Genomic DNA, 16,203 nt, shown 5'->3' with positions numbered 1-16,203 from the left:
CATTAAAGACTACCTGGCAAGATACAACGACGATCCCAAACCTTTTATCTGGCGCAAAACAGCGGATCAAATCATTGCATCAATCGCTCGTCTTTCCGATAAGCTGAATAATAAGACGAACTTTTGTTAAGGCACACTAGTGAAAGTCCCGCGAGCTAACCGGTAACGCCTCAATCAAATGGCTCAAATCCGACAGCCTACCTGCCATCACATGCACAATATCCCCCTCTCGCTCCAATACCCCCTTCACGTGTAACAGCCGCGAAGTTATCAACGGCTTGCGCTGCCGACGCGCCGTTTCCAGCCACACCACAACATTCACATTGCCGGTTTCGTCTTCCAGGGTAACGAAGGTAACACCGGAGGCGGAACCGGGACGCTGGCGGCCGGTGACCAGGCCTGCGACCTGCACGGGGAGGCCGGCTTTGGTGGTTCTGAGCTGTTCGGCGCTGAGGCAGAATTTCAGGTGGCCCTGTTCACGGAGCAACGCCAGAGGGTGGCGCTGCAGGGTAAGCCCCTGGCTGGCGTAGTCGGCGAGTACATTCTGGCCCTCTGTGGGCTCGGGCAGGTGTACGCAGGTGTTGTCCGGCAGGTATTCAGCACTGCTTTCGGCGGCGAAGAGTTCGGCGGGTTGCTCGTGACCGAGGAGTTGCCAGTAGGCCTGATGACGGTTAGCGGTGAAGTCCGGCATGGCGTTGGCGCCGGCGAGGAGTTCCATGTCCCGCTGATTCAGCCCTGCCAGACGGCGGAGTTCGTCGGTGGTTCGGTAGCCCGATTGTGGGCGATGCTGACAAAGACGTTCAGCACCACTGGTAGACAGGCCCTGTATCAGCCTCAGACCCAGGCGCAGGTCGCTGCCGGAGCCTTCAAGTGTGTGGTCCCACTGGCTGTGGTTCACATCCGGTGGTAACACGGTGACGGTGTGGCGGCGGGCGTCCTGGACCAGTTGGGAGGGTGAGTAGAATCCCATGGGCTGGCTGTTGAGCAGGGCGCAGTAGAAAGCGGCGGGGTAGTGGCGTTTTATCCATGAAGACACATACACCAGCAACGCAAAACTGGCGGCGTGGGATTCCGGAAAACCATAGCCGCCGAAACCGCAGATCTGAAGGTACAGCCTCTCGGCGAAATCGGCGTCGTGTCCTCTTTCCAGCATGCCGTTGATGAGCTTGTCTCGAAAGGGCGTCAGATCGCCGTGCGACTTCCAGGCGGCCATGGCGCGGCGGAGCTGATCAGCCTCTCCGGCGGAGAAACCAGCGGCCACCATGGCCAGTTTGATCACCTGTTCCTGAAAGATGGGTACACCCAGAGTGCGTTCAAGGACTTTGCGGACCGCATCGTTGGGGTAGTTGACCGGCTCCAGCCCATGTTTGCGGCGCAGGTAGGGGTGTACCATATCGCCCTGGATGGGGCCGGGGCGAACGATGGCAACTTCAATCACCAAATCGTAATACGTGCTTGGTTTCAGGCGTGGCAGCATATTGATCTGGGCGCGGGATTCCACCTGGAAGACACCGATGCTGTCGCCCTTCTGCAGCATGGCGTAGGTGGCCGGGTCTTCCGGGGGGATATCCTGCATGGTAAAGGGGACGCCCTTTTCCTCACTGATCAGATCCAGGGCCTTGCGGATCGCTGTCAGCATACCGAGGGCAAGTACATCCACTTTCATCAGGCCCAGGCTTTCCAGATCGTCTTTGTCCCACTGGATGACGGTCCGGTCCGCCATGGCGGCGTTTTCTACTGGTACCAGTTCGGCCAGCGGGCCTGCACTGATGACAAAACCGCCCACATGCTGGGACAGGTGGCGCGGAAACCCGAGCAGGGTATTCACCAGAGTAAAGAACTGCTCGGCCACTTTCGGGTTGCGGGTGAGGTGTTTGTCGAGAATCTGCTGGCGCCAGTCGCTGGCCTTGTCCCGCCAGTCGATGCCTTCCAGCAGCTGCTCTACCATGGCCGGGTCAAAACCCAGAGCCTTGCCCACATCACGAATGGCACTGCGTGGCCGGTAGCGGATCACAGTGGCTGCCAGAGCGGCCCGTTCACGGCTGTAGCGCCGGTAAATGTACTGGATGACTTCTTCCCGCCGTTCATGCTCAAAGTCCACATCGATGTCTGGTGGCTCGTCACGGTCTTTGGAAATGAAGCGCTCGAACAGCAGTTCCACCCGTGCCGGGTTCACTTCGGTAATGCCCAGGCAGTAACACACGGCGGAGTTGGCTGCCGAGCCCCGTCCCTGGCAGAGAATGCCTTTGCTGCGGGCAAAGGCAACGATGTCCTGAATGGTGAGGAAGTAGTGCTCGTACGCCATCTCCGAGATCAGCGCCAGCTCCTTGCGGATCAGCCCCTGGACACTTAATGGTGTGCCTTCGGGGTATCGCCGGCGTTCGCCTTCGCGGGTCAGCCGTTTCAGGTAGACCGCCGGTGACTCTCCTTCCGGTACCAGGTCTGGCGGGTATTCGTAACGCAGGCTGCCGGGCTCGAAGGTGCATTGCCGGGCAATCACCAGGGTCTCCCGCAGCCAGGTGGCGGGAAACAGACGCTGCAGGACCGGCAATGGCCGCAGGTAGCGTTCGCCGTTCTGGAACAGGCAGTGACCGGCGTTCTCCAGAGTGGTGTGGTTGCGCAGGGCGGTGAGCACATCTTGCAGGGGCTGGCGATCCCGGTTATGCATGTGCACTTCGCCGGTGGCCACCACCGGGCAGCATATGTGGTCAGCCAGCCAGCGCACACGGGCCAGTTGCAGCTCTTCCCCGGCCTCAAGGGTGCGGGCCGTGGCTATCCACAGGGCCGGGTCAAACAGGCGCTGCAGCCATTCACCGCAGGCCAGAGCCTGATCTGCATCCGCCTCGACAGGTGAGGGGGGCAGCCACAGGCACAGGCAGTCATCCAGGGTGTGGGTTTCAATGTCCCGAAAAAATAGTCGGTACTGGCCTTTTTCTGCTCGCCGCCGCCCGGTGGTGATTAACTGGCAGAGCTGGCCGTACCCTTTGCGGGTGCGGGCCAGGAGGATAAAGCGGGGAGCGGCAGCACCAGGCGGGGCATCTTCAAGCTCAAACCAACTGCCAGTAATCAGCTTTACCGGACTGTCTTTCAGTGCTGCCCAGGCCCGGGGAATACCGGCTACCGAACAGGCGTCGGTAATGGCGAGCGCGGAATAGCCCAATTCCAAAGCACGCTCTGCCAGTTCCTGAGGGTGAGAAGCCCCGGTCAGAAAGGTAAAATTGCTGAAGCAGAACAGCTCTGCGTAGGTAAGCTCGCTCATTAACCGAACCACCCGTGGACGAACCAGCCATCCCGTACATCCCTGAAGACCCAGGCGAGTTGGCCGCTCTCCAGTTGGGCAATGTAATAATCCCTGTGCACCCTCTGGCCATCCCACCAGCCACCGCTGATGCGTTCTGGCCCCGAGAACCATCGGCATGGAGCCGCGGTCAGTGGTTGCGGGCCCTTAAGCAGCCATAACGGACGACGGGGCAGTTGGGTGTAATCCGGCAGCCGGGTGTCAGGCCTGCGCAGCACTTCAGAGGCAGACCACGCCCGCTCAGGCCGGTGGTCCGCCTGTGGCGATAACTGCTGCAGGGCAGCCTCACCAAGCCGTGCCTGCAAACGGCTGATCAGGGTGTGCCAGGCTTCATTCAGATCCTGGGTTTCACCCAGAAGGTCCCGGCCAGCGCCGGCTTCCCGCCCCAGGAATCGCCTGACTGTCAGCACCAGCGATATCACCGGCGCTCTCAGCGGCTGCTGCTCCAACCGCAGGCGAATCAGGTTCAGGAACGTTTCAGAGCGGTGCTCCGGGCCGGACGTACGAACCCGCAGGCGGGTAGGTTCCTCGTGCCGATGCTGCAGAACCAGCAACAGACTGTCGGTATCCTGCTGTCGCCAGCACAGGTCTTCCTCCAGTTCAGAGAGAATGCGTTGCAGGGGAAACAGCAGACCCTGGGACTGTTCAACTTCCTGTGCAAAGTCTATCTGCTGGCGAAAGTAGTGAGGGGGATGCCAGGGCGTTTTGGGGTCTGCCCGGTTCCCCTGGATTTTCTGGACATAAGCCAGGGTTTCCGGTGAAAGACGACGAGCCAGCTCATTGGAAGGCAGAGCAAGCACTTCTCCAAGGGTGTTCAGGCCGATACGTTGCAGTCGGGTACGGGTTTTGTCCTCAAACTCTGCCGCCAACAGGGACATCTGCCCCAGCGCACGCAGAATATGGCCCTTGTCTGCCGTACATTCCCCCTTGCCCGTACGGGCAATCAGCCGGGCTGACAGTGGTGTATGGCCGATGGCAATCCAGGCATTAAGCTGGCGTTCGTGCAGCCCCTGTTCCACAGTCTGCCAGACGGCCTGCATCCCCCCATAAAGCCGCTGCAGGCTGCCCACTTCCGCCAGCAGGCCATCAGGGGGCACCAGCACGATATGGGCCGCATAGCGGTACAGCCAGCGGGCCTGGTCTTCCAGTATCCGTGCTTGCTGCTGGTGGTCTGCTCTTACCATGCCCAGCCCCGGCACCAGGCTGATCGCGGTTTTCAGGCGCATGCCAGCCCGCACACCCTGAGCCCGCGCTTCCGGACAGGCCTGGATGACCTTCTGGCCTGAGCCTTCCACAATGGCCAGTGCCCCCTGGTTTTCACGGGAGCGGCGAATATGGTCCAGCAGCAGGTGAGGGAAGTGCAGGTATAACCAGAGCATGATGGCCTTACCCGGCCCGGCCAGACCAGGGGCCTTGAACTATCCGGGGTGCCTCCTGGAAAGCCAGATCGGCCCGATGGTTCATGGCCAGCGAGCAGCGTTGCCCCGGCCAGCTACCGCGGCGTTTCAACACGTTCACCCTGAGATCCTGCTGGTCGCCGGGAGTCAGTTCCAGGCGTAGTGCCGCCGGGGAATTCTGTTCGGCGTAGCGGCGTTCACGGAATAGCACACACACATTGCTGCCCGCCTCGGCGGCCAGTTGCAGGCGACGTATCTCCCGGGCGGCCAGTTTCCCGGGCCAGACCATGACCAGGCCGGTTACCGGAGAGCGCAGGCAGTTTTCCAGTGTCCACAGGAGGTCGCCCTCGTCTTCGGTGTTGATGAGTATCACCTGGTCCAGATTGACGCCCTCCCGGGCAAAAGCGGGCGCGTATGGGGTGTGGGGCGGGTTTATCCAGAATACAGTTTTGCCAGTGTGAGACAGCCGTTGCATTAAAGGCAGTAACAGATGCAACTCCCCGATGCCTGGTGCATCCAGCAAGCACTCGCTCAATGCGCCCCTGGGCCAGCCGATGCCACCGAGCTGGTTGTCCAGCGCCTGGTAACCGGTTGGTTCTGCCGACTGATTGGTACGTATATGCTGGTGCCCCTGCCAGACACGGGCATCCTGCATCAGCGTGTTCAGAATCTCACTCATGGAAAGCTCTCAATATACTGTTTAAATATACAGTATTCTGAAAGGCGGTTGATTTCAAGGAGCGGGTTGATAATCTGCCTGAACCAACCCACGCTTGTAGTACAACCATCAACCAGGGAGGTTGAAAATGAGTGCACTGACAAAACAGAGTTGCGAAGCCTGCAGCGCAGACGCACCAAAAGTGACTGCTGACGAAAAACAGGCCCTGGGAAAAGGCGTGCCAGGCTGGCAGGTTGTGAAACTGGATGGAGAAGAGCAGCTACGGCGAGTGTTCAAACTCAAGAACTTCGCACAGGCCCAGGCATTTACCAACAAGGTGGGCGACCTGGCCGAAGCCGAGAACCACCATCCCGCCATCCTGTTGGAATACGGCAAAGTGACGGTACGCTGGTGGACCCACAAGATTGGTGGCCTGCACAAAAACGATTACATCATGGCGGCACGAACCGATGCAGCCTACGAAGAGATGCAGTGATTCAACCCATCTTCAGGGAAATGCTTTCACTGTCGTCATCGGTGTTGAACCAATGAGGCATTAGCGGCGTAGCAAATAGATATCGACGGGATAAGCGTTTTGTTGGTCAGTGCCCACCGCCGGACGGCAGGGCTTAATTCAACTTGAGAAAGGATATCCGGGATGACTATTTTTGAGGAGCTTCGGGCAGACCATGACAGGCAACGAGAGTTAGTCGATCAGCTACTCGCAACCAGTGGCGCCACTGATGAGCGTGATCGCTTGTTTTTGAACCTGAAAAAGCAGCTTGAGGACCATGCGCTGGCAGAGGAGAGGTATTTCTACGTGCCCTTGATGCAGTTTGATGCTACCCAAGAAAAGGCCCGGCACAGCGTTGCCGAGCATCACGAGCTTGATGAGTTGATGGAAGCCGTATCCGATACCGGGCAGGATTCGTCAGCCTGGCTTGCTCACGCAAAAAATCTCGCCCATAAGTTACTGCATCATCTCGAAGAAGAGGAGCAGGAAGTATTTCCCAGCGCCGGCAAGGTGCTCGGAGAAAACGAGAAAACCTCGCTAGGATCGGATTACCGGCGCGAGATCGAGAAACGAACGTCTCCCTGAACATGAAACAAACGCCGCAAACAAAGCATGCGAACGTTGAAACAGAAGGAGGATGTATATGAGTGTGCCGCTAAATGGAAAGAAAATCGCGTTTCTTGCGACAGATGGTGTTGAACAAATCGAATTGACTCGTCCTTGGAAAGATCTCCAGGGCGCAGGTGCGGAGCTGCATCTTATTTCGCTGAAAGAAGGTGAAATTCAGGGTTATCACCACTTGGATAAAGCGCACACCTTTCCGGTTGACAAAACGGCAGCAAACACCAATGCGGATGACTACGATGCGCTGATTCTGCCTGGGGGTGTCGCCAATCCGGACGCGCTGAGAACGGACGAAGCTGCGGTTTCGTTAATCAAGCAATTCTGCAACAAGCATAAACTGGTGGCCGCCATCTGCCATGCGCCCTGGACGCTGATCGAAGCGGATAAGGTTCGCGGCCGCACCCTGACGTCGTTCCCCAGTCTGAAAACCGATATTCAAAACGCCGGGGGAACTTGGGTTGATGAGCCAGTACACAATGACGATGGCTTGATTACCAGCCGGGTTCCGGATGATCTGGACGACTTTTGCGCTGCCATCATCGAGGCGCTGTCGCCGGCCGCCGGATAACCGTGAGGGGGAGCTGTCTGACTGACTGGAGGCCATCTGCCTACCTTGTTGATGTACAGGATTACGAGTTTATGCAGCGCCGACTTGAGCTGCTTGAGGGGCTCTCGAGGGGAGAGCGTGCTGTACTGGAGGGAAGAGCGGCCAGCCAAAGTGAGGCCAGGGAGAGTACATTAATTTTCACGCGGGAATTCAAGAACTACCAGTCACCAAGACCACAGAAGAGTGTTCAGGAGGAACATCATGCTGGCCGAGAGAGTGGAGCCGACTGCGCAGCCCATAAACGTGCTGGTTATTCTGGGGCATCCCCGCGTTGACAGTTTTTGCGGTGCCCTGGCAGAGGCTTTCTGCAAAGGCGCACGTGCAGCTGGAGTGGAGCTGCGCAGGCTGGACCTGTCAGAAATGGATTTTGACACAGACTTGCATCAGGTGTCCCCCAACGACCAGCCGCTCGAAGACGACCTGAGTAAGGCGCGGGAACTCTTTCTTTGGGCCGATCACCTGGTCATCGTTTATCCCACCTGGTGGGGCACCGCTCCCGCTTTGCTCAAGGGGTTTCTGGACCGGATGATGGCACCCGGTTTTGCCTTCACGACCTGCGAAGGCGGCATAGGTTATCAAGGGTTGCTGCAAAGCCGCTCCGCTCAGCTGATCACCACCATGGATACCCCTCCGCTTGCCCATCGACTGCTTTACCGGGAACCGGGTAAAAATGCCCTGGCACGGGCAACCCTGGGCTTTTGCGGTATACGGCCGGTGCGTTCGCTGGTGTTTGGCTCCGTCAAGAATGCCAGCGCGGATCAACGTGAAGGCTGGCTCGCTCGCGCCGAAAGGCAGGGCAGGCGGCTAAAGCAGGGTCGGGTCACCCGGATGGAACGGCTGCAGCAAAAAGCTGGCGCCTGGTTGCGAAGCCTGCGACTTCAGTTCTATCCAATGTCGTGGATGGCCTATGCCATTGGTGCTCTCGCGGTCGCTCCCGGCAGTTCGGTTCTCGGCACCTCTGTGTTTTGGGTTGGCTACCTCTGCCTCTTCCTGCTGGAAGTGGCAACGGTGTTGGTCAACGAGGTGGTTGATCTGCGTACGGATCAGAATAATCGTTATTTCAACGCCTTTACCGGCGGGTCGAGGGTGCTGGTTGATGGCTCGCTGAGCAGGAAGGAAGTCAAGGCCGGGATTGGCGTGGTGCTACTGGGCCTGTTGGCCAGCACGGTCTGGCTCCTGTCGCTATCTGTAGCAGCTCCGGCTGCCAGTATCGTGTTGCTTGGCGTTCTGACTGTGCTGGCCATTGGCTACACGGCACCGCCCTTGAACCTCAGCTATCGGGGCCTTGGGGAGGTTGATGTGGCGGTTACCCACAGTATCGGTGTGATGCTGTGCGGGTACGTATTTCTTGACGGAGCCTGGTACGACCCTGCGCCATGGCTGCTAGGTATGCCGATGTTGCTGGGAATTTTGCCCTCCATCACGCTGGCGGGCATACCGGATCTCGAGGCGGATGCGTTGGCAGAAAAACGCACCCTGGCGGTTCGCTTCGGATTCAGGAACGCGCTGCTTATTGCACTTTTTTTCGTTCTGCTTTCTGCCGCAGCTGCATGGGCATGGGACGTCTGGGGGCTGGTTGCTGGGGCCTATAACGGTATTGCCTGGCTGGTTGTCCCTCACGCCGCGTTTCTCGCGTGGCTCTTGTATTGCCATGTCCGGAGTGATGAGGCGCCGGGCCGTATTGATGGGCTGATGGTGGCTGCGCTTAGCTACGTGTTGTGGTTTGGGCTGGTGCCATTGCTGAACCTGGCACTATTGAAACCGACCTGATCGATGAGCCAGAGTGCCGGACAATAGTGCCCCAAACTTATTTGTCATTGCCCGATTTCTGGTATACAGGTGAATCAGGTAGGCCATATTTCAATGGCAGATACGCCATACTGGTATTCAAACATTCCCATCATGCAAGCGGAGCCTTTCATGCAGCCAAAAGACATCGTGGCGCAGTTTATTGCAGATATCCATGCCCAGCGTTTTGAAGAGGCAAAGGCCTTGCTGGTTGATGAGGGGTTTGAATATGTGGGGCCGAATATGCGTTTCCTTCGGCCGGACGACATGCTGTCTTACCAGTTTGGTATGGCCGCCATCCAGAAAGACCTGATCCTCCGTCAGCTCAGTGCCGAAGGGGAGCACGTATTCGCGGTGCTGGACTATCGGACCAATTTCGAACCGATCGGGGACGTGCGGCTCGCAGTCTGGTTTCGTGTCCGGAACGACAAGATACAGACGGTTGAAGCCTTCTATAACGCGGCAGTGGTTGAAAACATGCTGGGAGGCAACCTACCTTCAGCAAGCTGAACCCTCCAATAACGGCACACTCACTGCGCTCTGTTGCCGGCTCCTGACGCCGGAGCTATGCTCACCTGAAGAGGGAACTGTGGAAGAGGCTCTACTATGGTGGGCGGAGTAAGGGAAAGGCGATTAAGAACTGGACTTCTGGTTGTCTTGGTGTTGGCCGCACTGGTCGTAGCAGCGGCGTTTGTGGTCTGGTGGCTGGTTGATACTGACCGGATCAAAAAGCGGCTTGAAGGGGGGCTCACCGAAACCCTTGGCCTGGATGTGGAAATCGGTCGCCCGCTGCAGTTCGGAATTGTTCAGGGGCCGAGCGTCACCCTCGCAAATATCGAAGTGAGCCGGGAAGGGCAGGTAGTGGCCACCGCTGAAAGCGTCAGAGTAGGGTTTTCTGCTTCCCGCCTGCTGGTTGGTGACGCACACCCGCGAAACCTTCACATAAAACAGCCGGAACTGGTGGTCGAGCGCACCCCGGCCGGTGCATTTAACATCTACAAGCCTCAACCGGGGAAGCTCGACGAATTTACATTGCAAAGGTTGCGGGTCTCTGACGCCCGGCTTGGCTATCGTGATCAGGCCACGGAGATGAAGTGGCAGGGGGAGAAGTGCTATCTGGACCTCCGCAATATCCGCCATAAGGGTGGCGCGTTGGCGCAGGTGCTTGAATCGCTTGCTGCCGGGGGAGAGTTGCAATGCGGTGTGGTTAGTCAGGACCGCTTCAGGATTTCCGATCTGTCGATGACAGTGAGGGGCGAAAACGGTGTTTTCGAGCTGGACCCGGTGTCTGCAAAAGCCTTCGAGGGAGAGCTCTCTGGGCGGGCCGAAGTTGATGTTTCGTTAAAAACGCCTGCTATCCAGCTTGAAAACAGACTGACAGGGTTCGATTTCGGTGCGTTCATGCGCATATTGAATCCTGATCAGGGCGCTGCCGGCAAAATCGACCTTGAGCTGACTCTGAATGCGAAAGGCAGCAGCTGGCAGGAACTCCGGCAGAACGCCAGGGGGCGGTTGGATCTTAGCTCCGGAGAACTCAGCTTTGATGGGTTTGATCTGGATGAGGAGCTGGAGGACTACACCGACACCCAGCGCTTTAATCTGATTGATGCTGGCGCGGTTTTCCTTGCGGGGCCGGTAGGCCTTGTTGTTACCCGCGGTTATGAGTTTACGGGCTTACTCGGCGGCAGTGGCGGCAGCACAACCATTGCCCAGATGGTGTCGGAATGGAGCATTGAAAATGGCGTGGCGCGGGCGAGTGATGTGGCTTTCCGCACGCCTGAAAACCGCCTGGCCCTGAGCGGAGCCCTGAACTTCGGCAATTACAGCTTCCAGAATCTGCGTGTGGCCGTCGTCGACTCTGAAGGCTGTGCGGTGGTAGAACAACAGATCACTGGCCCGTTCCATGAGCCCGAAATTGAGCGCCCCAACGTTCTCGTGACTGTGACGGGGCCGATGCTTGACCTGGTCGAACGCGGGGTACAGGCAATTACGAACGAGGAATGCGAAACGTTCTACGCTGGCGCCGTTGAGCATCCTTGATCCTGAAAATAAGGGGCGCATAGGTCGCCCGTTGAGTTAGTGACCGAGACGAAGGGCATTAAAAACTGGATAATGGCCGCCATCCAAGGCTACGGCCCGTCAAAATTTCCCAATCCGGATACTTCGTCATGGAAATCAACGTCAATTTTCTCGACAACCTCAGACTTGAAGCCAAGTTTGACGATTTCACCGTGGTTACGGACCAGCCTATCCGCTACAAGGGCGACGGTTCGGCACCCAGTCCCTTCGATTATTTTCTGGCGTCATCGGCACTGTGTGCGGCCTATTTTGTGCGGGTTTATTGCCTGGCCCGGGATATTCCTACTGAGAATATCCGTCTGTCCCAGAATAACATCGTGGACCCGGAAAACCGTTACAACCAGATTTTCAAGATTCAGGTGGAGCTGCCCGAGGACATTTCCGACAAAGACCGGCAGGGCATTCTGCGCTCCATCGACCGCTGTACGGTAAAGAAGGTGGTGCAAACCGGCCCGACGTTCGAGATTGAAACGGTCGAGAACCTGGGAGCCGATGCCCAGGCTTTGCTGATGACCAGGCCGGAGGGCGGCACCAGCACCTTTATTGAAGGCAAGGATCTCCCGCTGGAACAGACGATCGCCAACATGACCCGGATCCTCGAGAACCTGGGCATGAAAATCGAGATTGCCTCCTGGCGTAACATCGTGCCCCACGTATGGTCGCTGCATATTCGCGATGCCGCATCCCCCATGTGTTTTACCAATGGCAAGGGCGCCACGAAGGAAAGCGCACTCTGTTCGGCACTGGGTGAGTTCATTGAGCGACTGAACTGCAACTTCTTCTACAACGATCAGTTTTTCGGGGAAGAAATCGCCAACAGTGAATTTGTTCACTACCCGAACGAACGGTGGTTCAAGCCGGGCGCCGATGATGAGCTGCCCGAGGGCATTCTCGACGACCACTGTCTGGCCGTCTACAACCCGGATGGCGAGCTGTATGGCTCCAACCTCATCGACACCAACTCCGGCAAGACGGAGCGGGGGATTGTCTCTCTGCCCTTCGTGCGCCAGTCCGACGGCCAGGTGGTCTATTTCCCCTCGAACCTGATTGAGAACCTGTATCTCAGCAACGGTATGAGCGCAGGCAATACGTTGCAAGAAGCGCAGGTCCAGTGCCTGTCGGAGATTTTCGAGCGCGCGGTGAAGAAGCAGATTATCGAAGAGGAGATTGCGCTGCCGGATGTTCCCAGGGAGGTGCTGGAAAAGTATCCGGACATTCTGGAGGGCGTGGAGGCATTGGAGGCGCAGGGCTTCCCGACCCTCGTCAAGGATGCGTCCCTGGGAGGCCAGTTCCCGGTGATGTGTGTCACCTTGATGAATCCGCGAACCGGGGGCGTGTTCGCGTCCTTCGGCGCCCACCCGAGCCTGGAAGTGGCTTTGGAGCGCAGCCTCACGGAACTGCTTCAGGGTCGAAGCTTTGAAGGCCTGAACGATGTGCCACCGCCAACCTTTAACAGCCTGGCGGTTACGGAACCCAACAATTACGTGGAGCACTTTATTGATTCCACGGGTGTGGTGTCCTGGCGTTTCTTCAGCGCCAGATCGGATTACCAGTTTCACGAGTGGGACTTCTCAGGCACCAACGCGGAGGAAGCAGCCTGCCTGTTCAACATCCTCAAGGATATGGGCAAGGAGGTATATGTGGCGGTTTATGAAGAACTGGGAGCGCCGGTCTGTCGTATTCTGGTGCCAGGGTATTCCGAGGTTTATCCCGCGGACGACCTGATCTGGGATAACACCAACAAGGCTCTGGACTACCGGGAAGATATCCTGAACCTCCACTCCCTGAGTGATGATCAGCTTGCGGATCTGGTTGAACGCCTGGAAGAGAGCCAGATGGACGATTACGCGGACATCATCACGCTGATTGGCATCGAGTTCGATGAAAACACGGTGTGGGGACAGCTCACCATTCTGGAGCTGAAGCTGCTGATCTACCTGGCCCTTCAACAGTACGAAGAAGCCCTCGAAAAGGTGGAGGCCTTCATGCAGTTCAATGACAACACAGTGGAACGCAACCTGTTCTACCGGGCGGTGAATGCTGTACTGGAGATCACCATCGATGACGAGCTGGAGCTCGATGACTACCTGGTTAATCTGCGGCGTATGTTTGGTGAGGAAACCATGGAAGCCGTGGTAGGGTCGGTTGATGGCAGTGTTCGCTTCCATGGCCTGACGCCCACCAACCTGCAACTGGAAGGACTGGATAAACACCTGCGACTGATCGACAGCTACAAGAAGCTTCACGCGGCCCGTGCAGCCGCTTAGAGCGAATTCTTCGGAGTAAGTCCTTATGAAGAAAACCTTTTTGGTGTCGATGTCCCTGGCGGTACTCAGCCTTAACGCCTGGGCCCAGGACATCGATTACGACAAGCGCAATCTGCATATCTTCTGTGCAAGCCATCTGGCTCTGCTCAGCGGCTCCCTCACCGAAAAGGATGATGGTTACAAGGCGCTGGTGTTCATGTCCGATACTCATGGTGACGAGGCCCGGAAACTGGGAGCGACCGACGAGCATTTCGCCGAAGTGAGCCGTTATCTGAAAACTGTCCGTAATAACAGCAAGGGAAAGTGGGACAGGCTGACCTCCCGCAGCAGAGACGTCTGTTTGCCCGGTTCCTGAACGTATGGAAATTGAAAGTACAGAAGTTCGAAGCTCCCTAAAAATGAGGATGATTGAATGACTGACGATACCTACACGCCACCGAAAGTCTGGAAGTGGGATGCAGAGAGCGGTGGAGCTTTCTCGAAAATCAACCGGCCAATTGCGGGGCCTACCCATGAGAAAGAACTGCCGATCGGAAAGCACCCGTTCCAGGTGTACTCGCTGGCAACCCCGAATGGTGTGAAAGCCACCATCATGTTTGAGGAATTGCTGGAGAAGGGCGTAAAGGGCGCAGAATACGATGCCTGGCTTATTCGCATTACCGAGGGGGAGCAGTTTGGCAGCGGATTTGTGAAGGCAAACCCCAACTCCAAGATCCCGGCGATGATGGACCACAGTCATGATCCTGCGGTTCGGGTGTTTGAATCCGGCTCCATCCTGCTTTACCTGGCCGAGAAGTTTGGTGAATTCCTGCCCAAAGACTTCGTGGCGCGCACCGAAACCATGAACTGGTTATTCTGGCAGATGGGTAGTGCGCCTTTCCTGGGGGGCGGTTTTGGCCACTTTTACGCCTACGCGCCAGAAAAATACGCATACCCGATCAACCGGTACACCATGGAAGTGAAGCGCCAGCTTGATGTGCTGGACCGTCAGCTGGCCGATAACCGATACGTCGCAGGGGATGAATACACCATCGCCGATATGGCTATCTGGCCGTGGTACGGCGCGCTGGTCAAGAACAAGGTCTACGAAGCGGCGGAATTTCTTGAGGCACATACCTACACGAACGTGGTGCGTTGGGCCGATGAAGTCGGGGAGCGCCCGGCTGTCAAACGCGGGCTGATGGTCAACCGCACCTGGGGCGACGAGAGCAAGCAGTTGCATGAGCGGCACGATGCCAGTGACTTCGAGCTGCGCACCCAGGACAAACTGGAGTCTTCCGGGAAAAAATGATGGCGGCGTCCGGCAGTAGGAGGAAGTTGATTCCGGCTTTCGTAATCGCGCTCCTGCTGGGTTCAGTGCTGGGCAGCCTTGTGCAGACCCAGCTCAACCTGCAGGCGCTGGCAGGTCTGGGGGCTGAAATCAGCACCGGAACCTGGCTGGAAACGATGTTTCAGGATCTGGTGAACTTTGCACCGCTGTACGCGATTTTGTTCGGGCTGAGCTTTCTCGTTTCGCAGGTAGCTGCGTCAATCGTGGCGAGGCTGGCAGGTAATGCAGGCCGTTTGTGGCTGCACCCGCTGGCTGCAGCAACCGGGCTGTGGGCAACCTTACGGATTGTGGATGCCCTGGCGCCCATGCCCACCCTGATCGCAGCTACCCGCGAGGCCGGTGGGTTGATGCTGATGCTTGTAACGGCTGCCATATCAGGCTGGTTGTTTACCGTTCTTGTCTCCGGGCTTTCCCGCAGAAAGGGTAGATTTTCATCGGCGCCTGCTGTGGCGCTGCTGATTGGTGCAGGGCTGGCACTGCCGGATTCCGGTGCTTTAGCCGATGAGGCATCGGGCTACCGGGTCGAGACGATTTCCAGCGGACTTGAACACCCCTGGTCGCTGGCATTTCTGCCGGACGGGCGAATGCTCGTTACGGAACGGCCCGGCCGATTGCGAATGCTGACCGCCGAAGGCGAATTGGCGCCGGAGGCACTGACTGGCGTACCGGACGTATTTGGGTCTGCTCAGGCTGGTCTGTTCGAAGTGTTGCCTGCCACGGATTTCGAGCAGAGTCGCCAGGTATATCTGAGCTATGCCTGCGGTACGATGCAGGCGAATCACACTTGCCTGGCCAGGGGCGAGCTTGGCGAGCAGGGCCTGAACAATGTTCGCGAAATTTTCCGGGTTCAGCCGGCCAAGGAAGGTAATGCCCACTATGGCGGCCGCCTGGCCTGGCTGCCGGACAATACGCTGGTGCTTACCCTCGGCGATGGCTTCGACTACCGGGAAGACGCGCAGCGGCGTGAAAACCACATCGGCAGCATTGTCCGACTGAACCCGGATGGCAGTGTGCCGGAAGACAACCCCTTCGTCGGCAGTGACGCCTATCAGGGCGAAATCTACAGCTTCGGTCACCGCAATGTGCAGGGTCTGGTCTACGATCATGAGCAGGATCGTCTCATTGCCCATGAGCATGGGCCCCGTGGTGGCGACGAAATCAATATCATCCGTCCGGGCGCTAATTATGGCTGGCCGATTACCACGCATGGGCTGGACTATACCGGCGCCCGGGTAACGCCCTTCCAGGAGCGCGAGGGCATTGAGGAACCCCTGCTGCACTGGACACCGTCCATTGCACCCTCCGGTATGACTCTGTACACCGGCGACCGCTTTCCCCGCTGGCAGGGCGACTTGCTGATCGGTGCGCTGGTCACCCGTCAGGTGCATCGCGTCAGGCTGGAAGACGGCAGTGCAAGGGAGGTTGAAACGCTGTTTGGCGAACTGGAGGAGCGTATAAGGGCTGTAGAAACCGGTCCGGATGGCGCTGTTTACCTGCTGACAGATAGCAGCGACGGGCGTGTACTTAAGGTAACGCCTGAGTAGGGAAGGTGTTTGGGGCGGTCTTGTCAGCAGAGTCAGTGTCGGGAAGCTATAGTTAGAGGTGTGAATATCTGAAATCTGGCTCGTATGGAGGTCATCC

The 16,203-nt window shown here is 57.7% G+C and carries 13 protein-coding genes and 1 pseudogene; 11 read left to right on the top strand and 3 right to left on the bottom strand.

What is annotated here, in order from left to right; genetic code table 11:
• Positions 1-136: 136 nt before the first annotated feature.
• Genes ABJM11_RS09520 through imuA form a run of 3 tightly spaced genes read right to left on the bottom strand, consistent with a single transcriptional unit; the run spans position 137 to position 5,374 of the window.
• Positions 137-3,259, bottom strand: coding sequence for an error-prone DNA polymerase (locus ABJM11_RS09520; RefSeq protein WP_348297086.1), 3,123 nt, complete (start codon positions 3,257-3,259; stop codon positions 137-139).
• Positions 3,259-4,677 carry a DNA polymerase Y family protein gene (locus tag ABJM11_RS09515; protein ID WP_348297085.1) on the bottom strand — a complete coding sequence of 473 codons (1,419 nt, stop codon included), beginning with the start codon at positions 4,675-4,677 and terminating at the stop codon, positions 3,259-3,261. Before ABJM11_RS09515 ends, ABJM11_RS09520 begins: the two co-directional genes overlap by 1 nt.
• Positions 4,678-4,684: 7 nt before the next feature.
• Entirely contained in the window at positions 4,685-5,374 is a 690-nt protein-coding gene (imuA, locus tag ABJM11_RS09510; RefSeq protein WP_348297084.1) for a translesion DNA synthesis-associated protein ImuA, read from the bottom strand.
• A gap of 127 nt (positions 5,375-5,501) precedes the next feature.
• Between imuA and ABJM11_RS09505 the strand changes: the two genes are divergently transcribed.
• The 11 genes and pseudogenes from ABJM11_RS09505 (at position 5,502) to ABJM11_RS09455 (ending at position 16,106) form a co-directional block, all read left to right on the top strand.
• A complete protein-coding gene (locus tag ABJM11_RS09505) occupies positions 5,502-5,849 on the top strand; it encodes a 4a-hydroxytetrahydrobiopterin dehydratase (protein WP_348297083.1) in 348 nt (115 codons plus the stop codon).
• A gap of 162 nt (positions 5,850-6,011) precedes the next feature.
• Entirely contained in the window at positions 6,012-6,452 is a 441-nt protein-coding gene (locus ABJM11_RS09500) for a hemerythrin domain-containing protein (protein WP_348297082.1), read from the top strand.
• Positions 6,453-6,510: 58 nt separating this feature from the next.
• On the top strand, positions 6,511-7,059 hold the full coding sequence (locus ABJM11_RS09495; protein ID WP_348297081.1) for a type 1 glutamine amidotransferase domain-containing protein: 549 nt from the start codon (positions 6,511-6,513) through the stop codon (positions 7,057-7,059).
• Positions 7,060-7,088: 29 nt separating this feature from the next.
• Positions 7,089-7,223 (top strand): annotated as a pseudogene (locus ABJM11_RS09490) (type II toxin-antitoxin system prevent-host-death family antitoxin); the annotation flags it as partial.
• 76 nt (positions 7,224-7,299) lie between these two features.
• Complete coding sequence (locus ABJM11_RS09485) at positions 7,300-8,868, top strand: NAD(P)H-dependent oxidoreductase (protein ID WP_348297080.1); 1,569 nt, start codon at positions 7,300-7,302, stop codon at positions 8,866-8,868.
• Between the two features lie 150 nt (positions 8,869-9,018).
• Entirely contained in the window at positions 9,019-9,396 is a 378-nt protein-coding gene (locus tag ABJM11_RS09480) for a nuclear transport factor 2 family protein (RefSeq protein ID WP_150994493.1), read from the top strand.
• A 150-nt stretch (positions 9,397-9,546) separates the two neighbouring features.
• Positions 9,547-10,926 carry an AsmA family protein gene (locus tag ABJM11_RS09475; RefSeq protein ID WP_348297079.1) on the top strand — a complete coding sequence of 460 codons (1,380 nt, stop codon included), beginning with the start codon at positions 9,547-9,549 and terminating at the stop codon, positions 10,924-10,926.
• 128 nt (positions 10,927-11,054) lie between these two features.
• Entirely contained in the window at positions 11,055-13,232 is a 2,178-nt protein-coding gene (locus tag ABJM11_RS09470; protein WP_348297078.1) for an OsmC domain/YcaO domain-containing protein, read from the top strand.
• 25 nt (positions 13,233-13,257) lie between these two features.
• Complete coding sequence (locus ABJM11_RS09465) at positions 13,258-13,587, top strand: hypothetical protein (protein WP_348297077.1); 330 nt, start codon at positions 13,258-13,260, stop codon at positions 13,585-13,587.
• Positions 13,588-13,644: 57 nt separating this feature from the next.
• A complete protein-coding gene (yghU, locus tag ABJM11_RS09460; protein ID WP_348297076.1) occupies positions 13,645-14,523 on the top strand; it encodes a glutathione-dependent disulfide-bond oxidoreductase in 879 nt (292 codons plus the stop codon).
• A 26-nt stretch (positions 14,524-14,549) separates the two neighbouring features.
• On the top strand, positions 14,550-16,106 hold the full coding sequence (locus ABJM11_RS09455; protein WP_348297075.1) for a PQQ-dependent sugar dehydrogenase: 1,557 nt from the start codon (positions 14,550-14,552) through the stop codon (positions 16,104-16,106).
• Positions 16,107-16,203: the final 97 nt, after the last annotated feature.

The sequence above is a fragment of the Marinobacter sp. genome (assembly GCF_039977835.1).
In the GTDB taxonomy this organism is placed as follows: domain Bacteria; phylum Pseudomonadota; class Gammaproteobacteria; order Pseudomonadales; family Oleiphilaceae; genus Marinobacter.
The sequence above is the reverse complement of the archived record's forward strand: the minus strand, read 5'-3'. Positions and strand labels throughout refer to the sequence as shown.

Excerpts from the sequence above, each read along its gene's own strand:
- ABJM11_RS09465 (WP_348297077.1), top strand. The coding sequence starts at position 13,258 with ATGAAGAAAACCTTTTTGGTGTCGATGTCCCTGGCGGTACTCAGCCTT.
- imuA (WP_348297084.1), bottom strand. The coding sequence starts at position 5,374 with ATGAGTGAGATTCTGAACACGCTGATGCAGGATGCCCGTGTCTGGCAG.
- yghU (WP_348297076.1), top strand. The coding sequence starts at position 13,645 with ATGACTGACGATACCTACACGCCACCGAAAGTCTGGAAGTGGGATGCA.
- ABJM11_RS09495 (WP_348297081.1), top strand. The coding sequence starts at position 6,511 with ATGAGTGTGCCGCTAAATGGAAAGAAAATCGCGTTTCTTGCGACAGAT.
- ABJM11_RS09505 (WP_348297083.1), top strand. The coding sequence starts at position 5,502 with ATGAGTGCACTGACAAAACAGAGTTGCGAAGCCTGCAGCGCAGACGCA.
- ABJM11_RS09470 (WP_348297078.1), top strand. The coding sequence starts at position 11,055 with ATGGAAATCAACGTCAATTTTCTCGACAACCTCAGACTTGAAGCCAAG.
- ABJM11_RS09520 (WP_348297086.1), bottom strand. The coding sequence starts at position 3,259 with ATGAGCGAGCTTACCTACGCAGAGCTGTTCTGCTTCAGCAATTTTACC.
- ABJM11_RS09515 (WP_348297085.1), bottom strand. The coding sequence starts at position 4,677 with ATGCTCTGGTTATACCTGCACTTCCCTCACCTGCTGCTGGACCATATT.
- ABJM11_RS09500 (WP_348297082.1), top strand. The coding sequence starts at position 6,012 with ATGACTATTTTTGAGGAGCTTCGGGCAGACCATGACAGGCAACGAGAG.
- ABJM11_RS09485 (WP_348297080.1), top strand. The coding sequence starts at position 7,300 with ATGCTGGCCGAGAGAGTGGAGCCGACTGCGCAGCCCATAAACGTGCTG.
- ABJM11_RS09480 (WP_150994493.1), top strand. The coding sequence starts at position 9,019 with ATGCAGCCAAAAGACATCGTGGCGCAGTTTATTGCAGATATCCATGCC.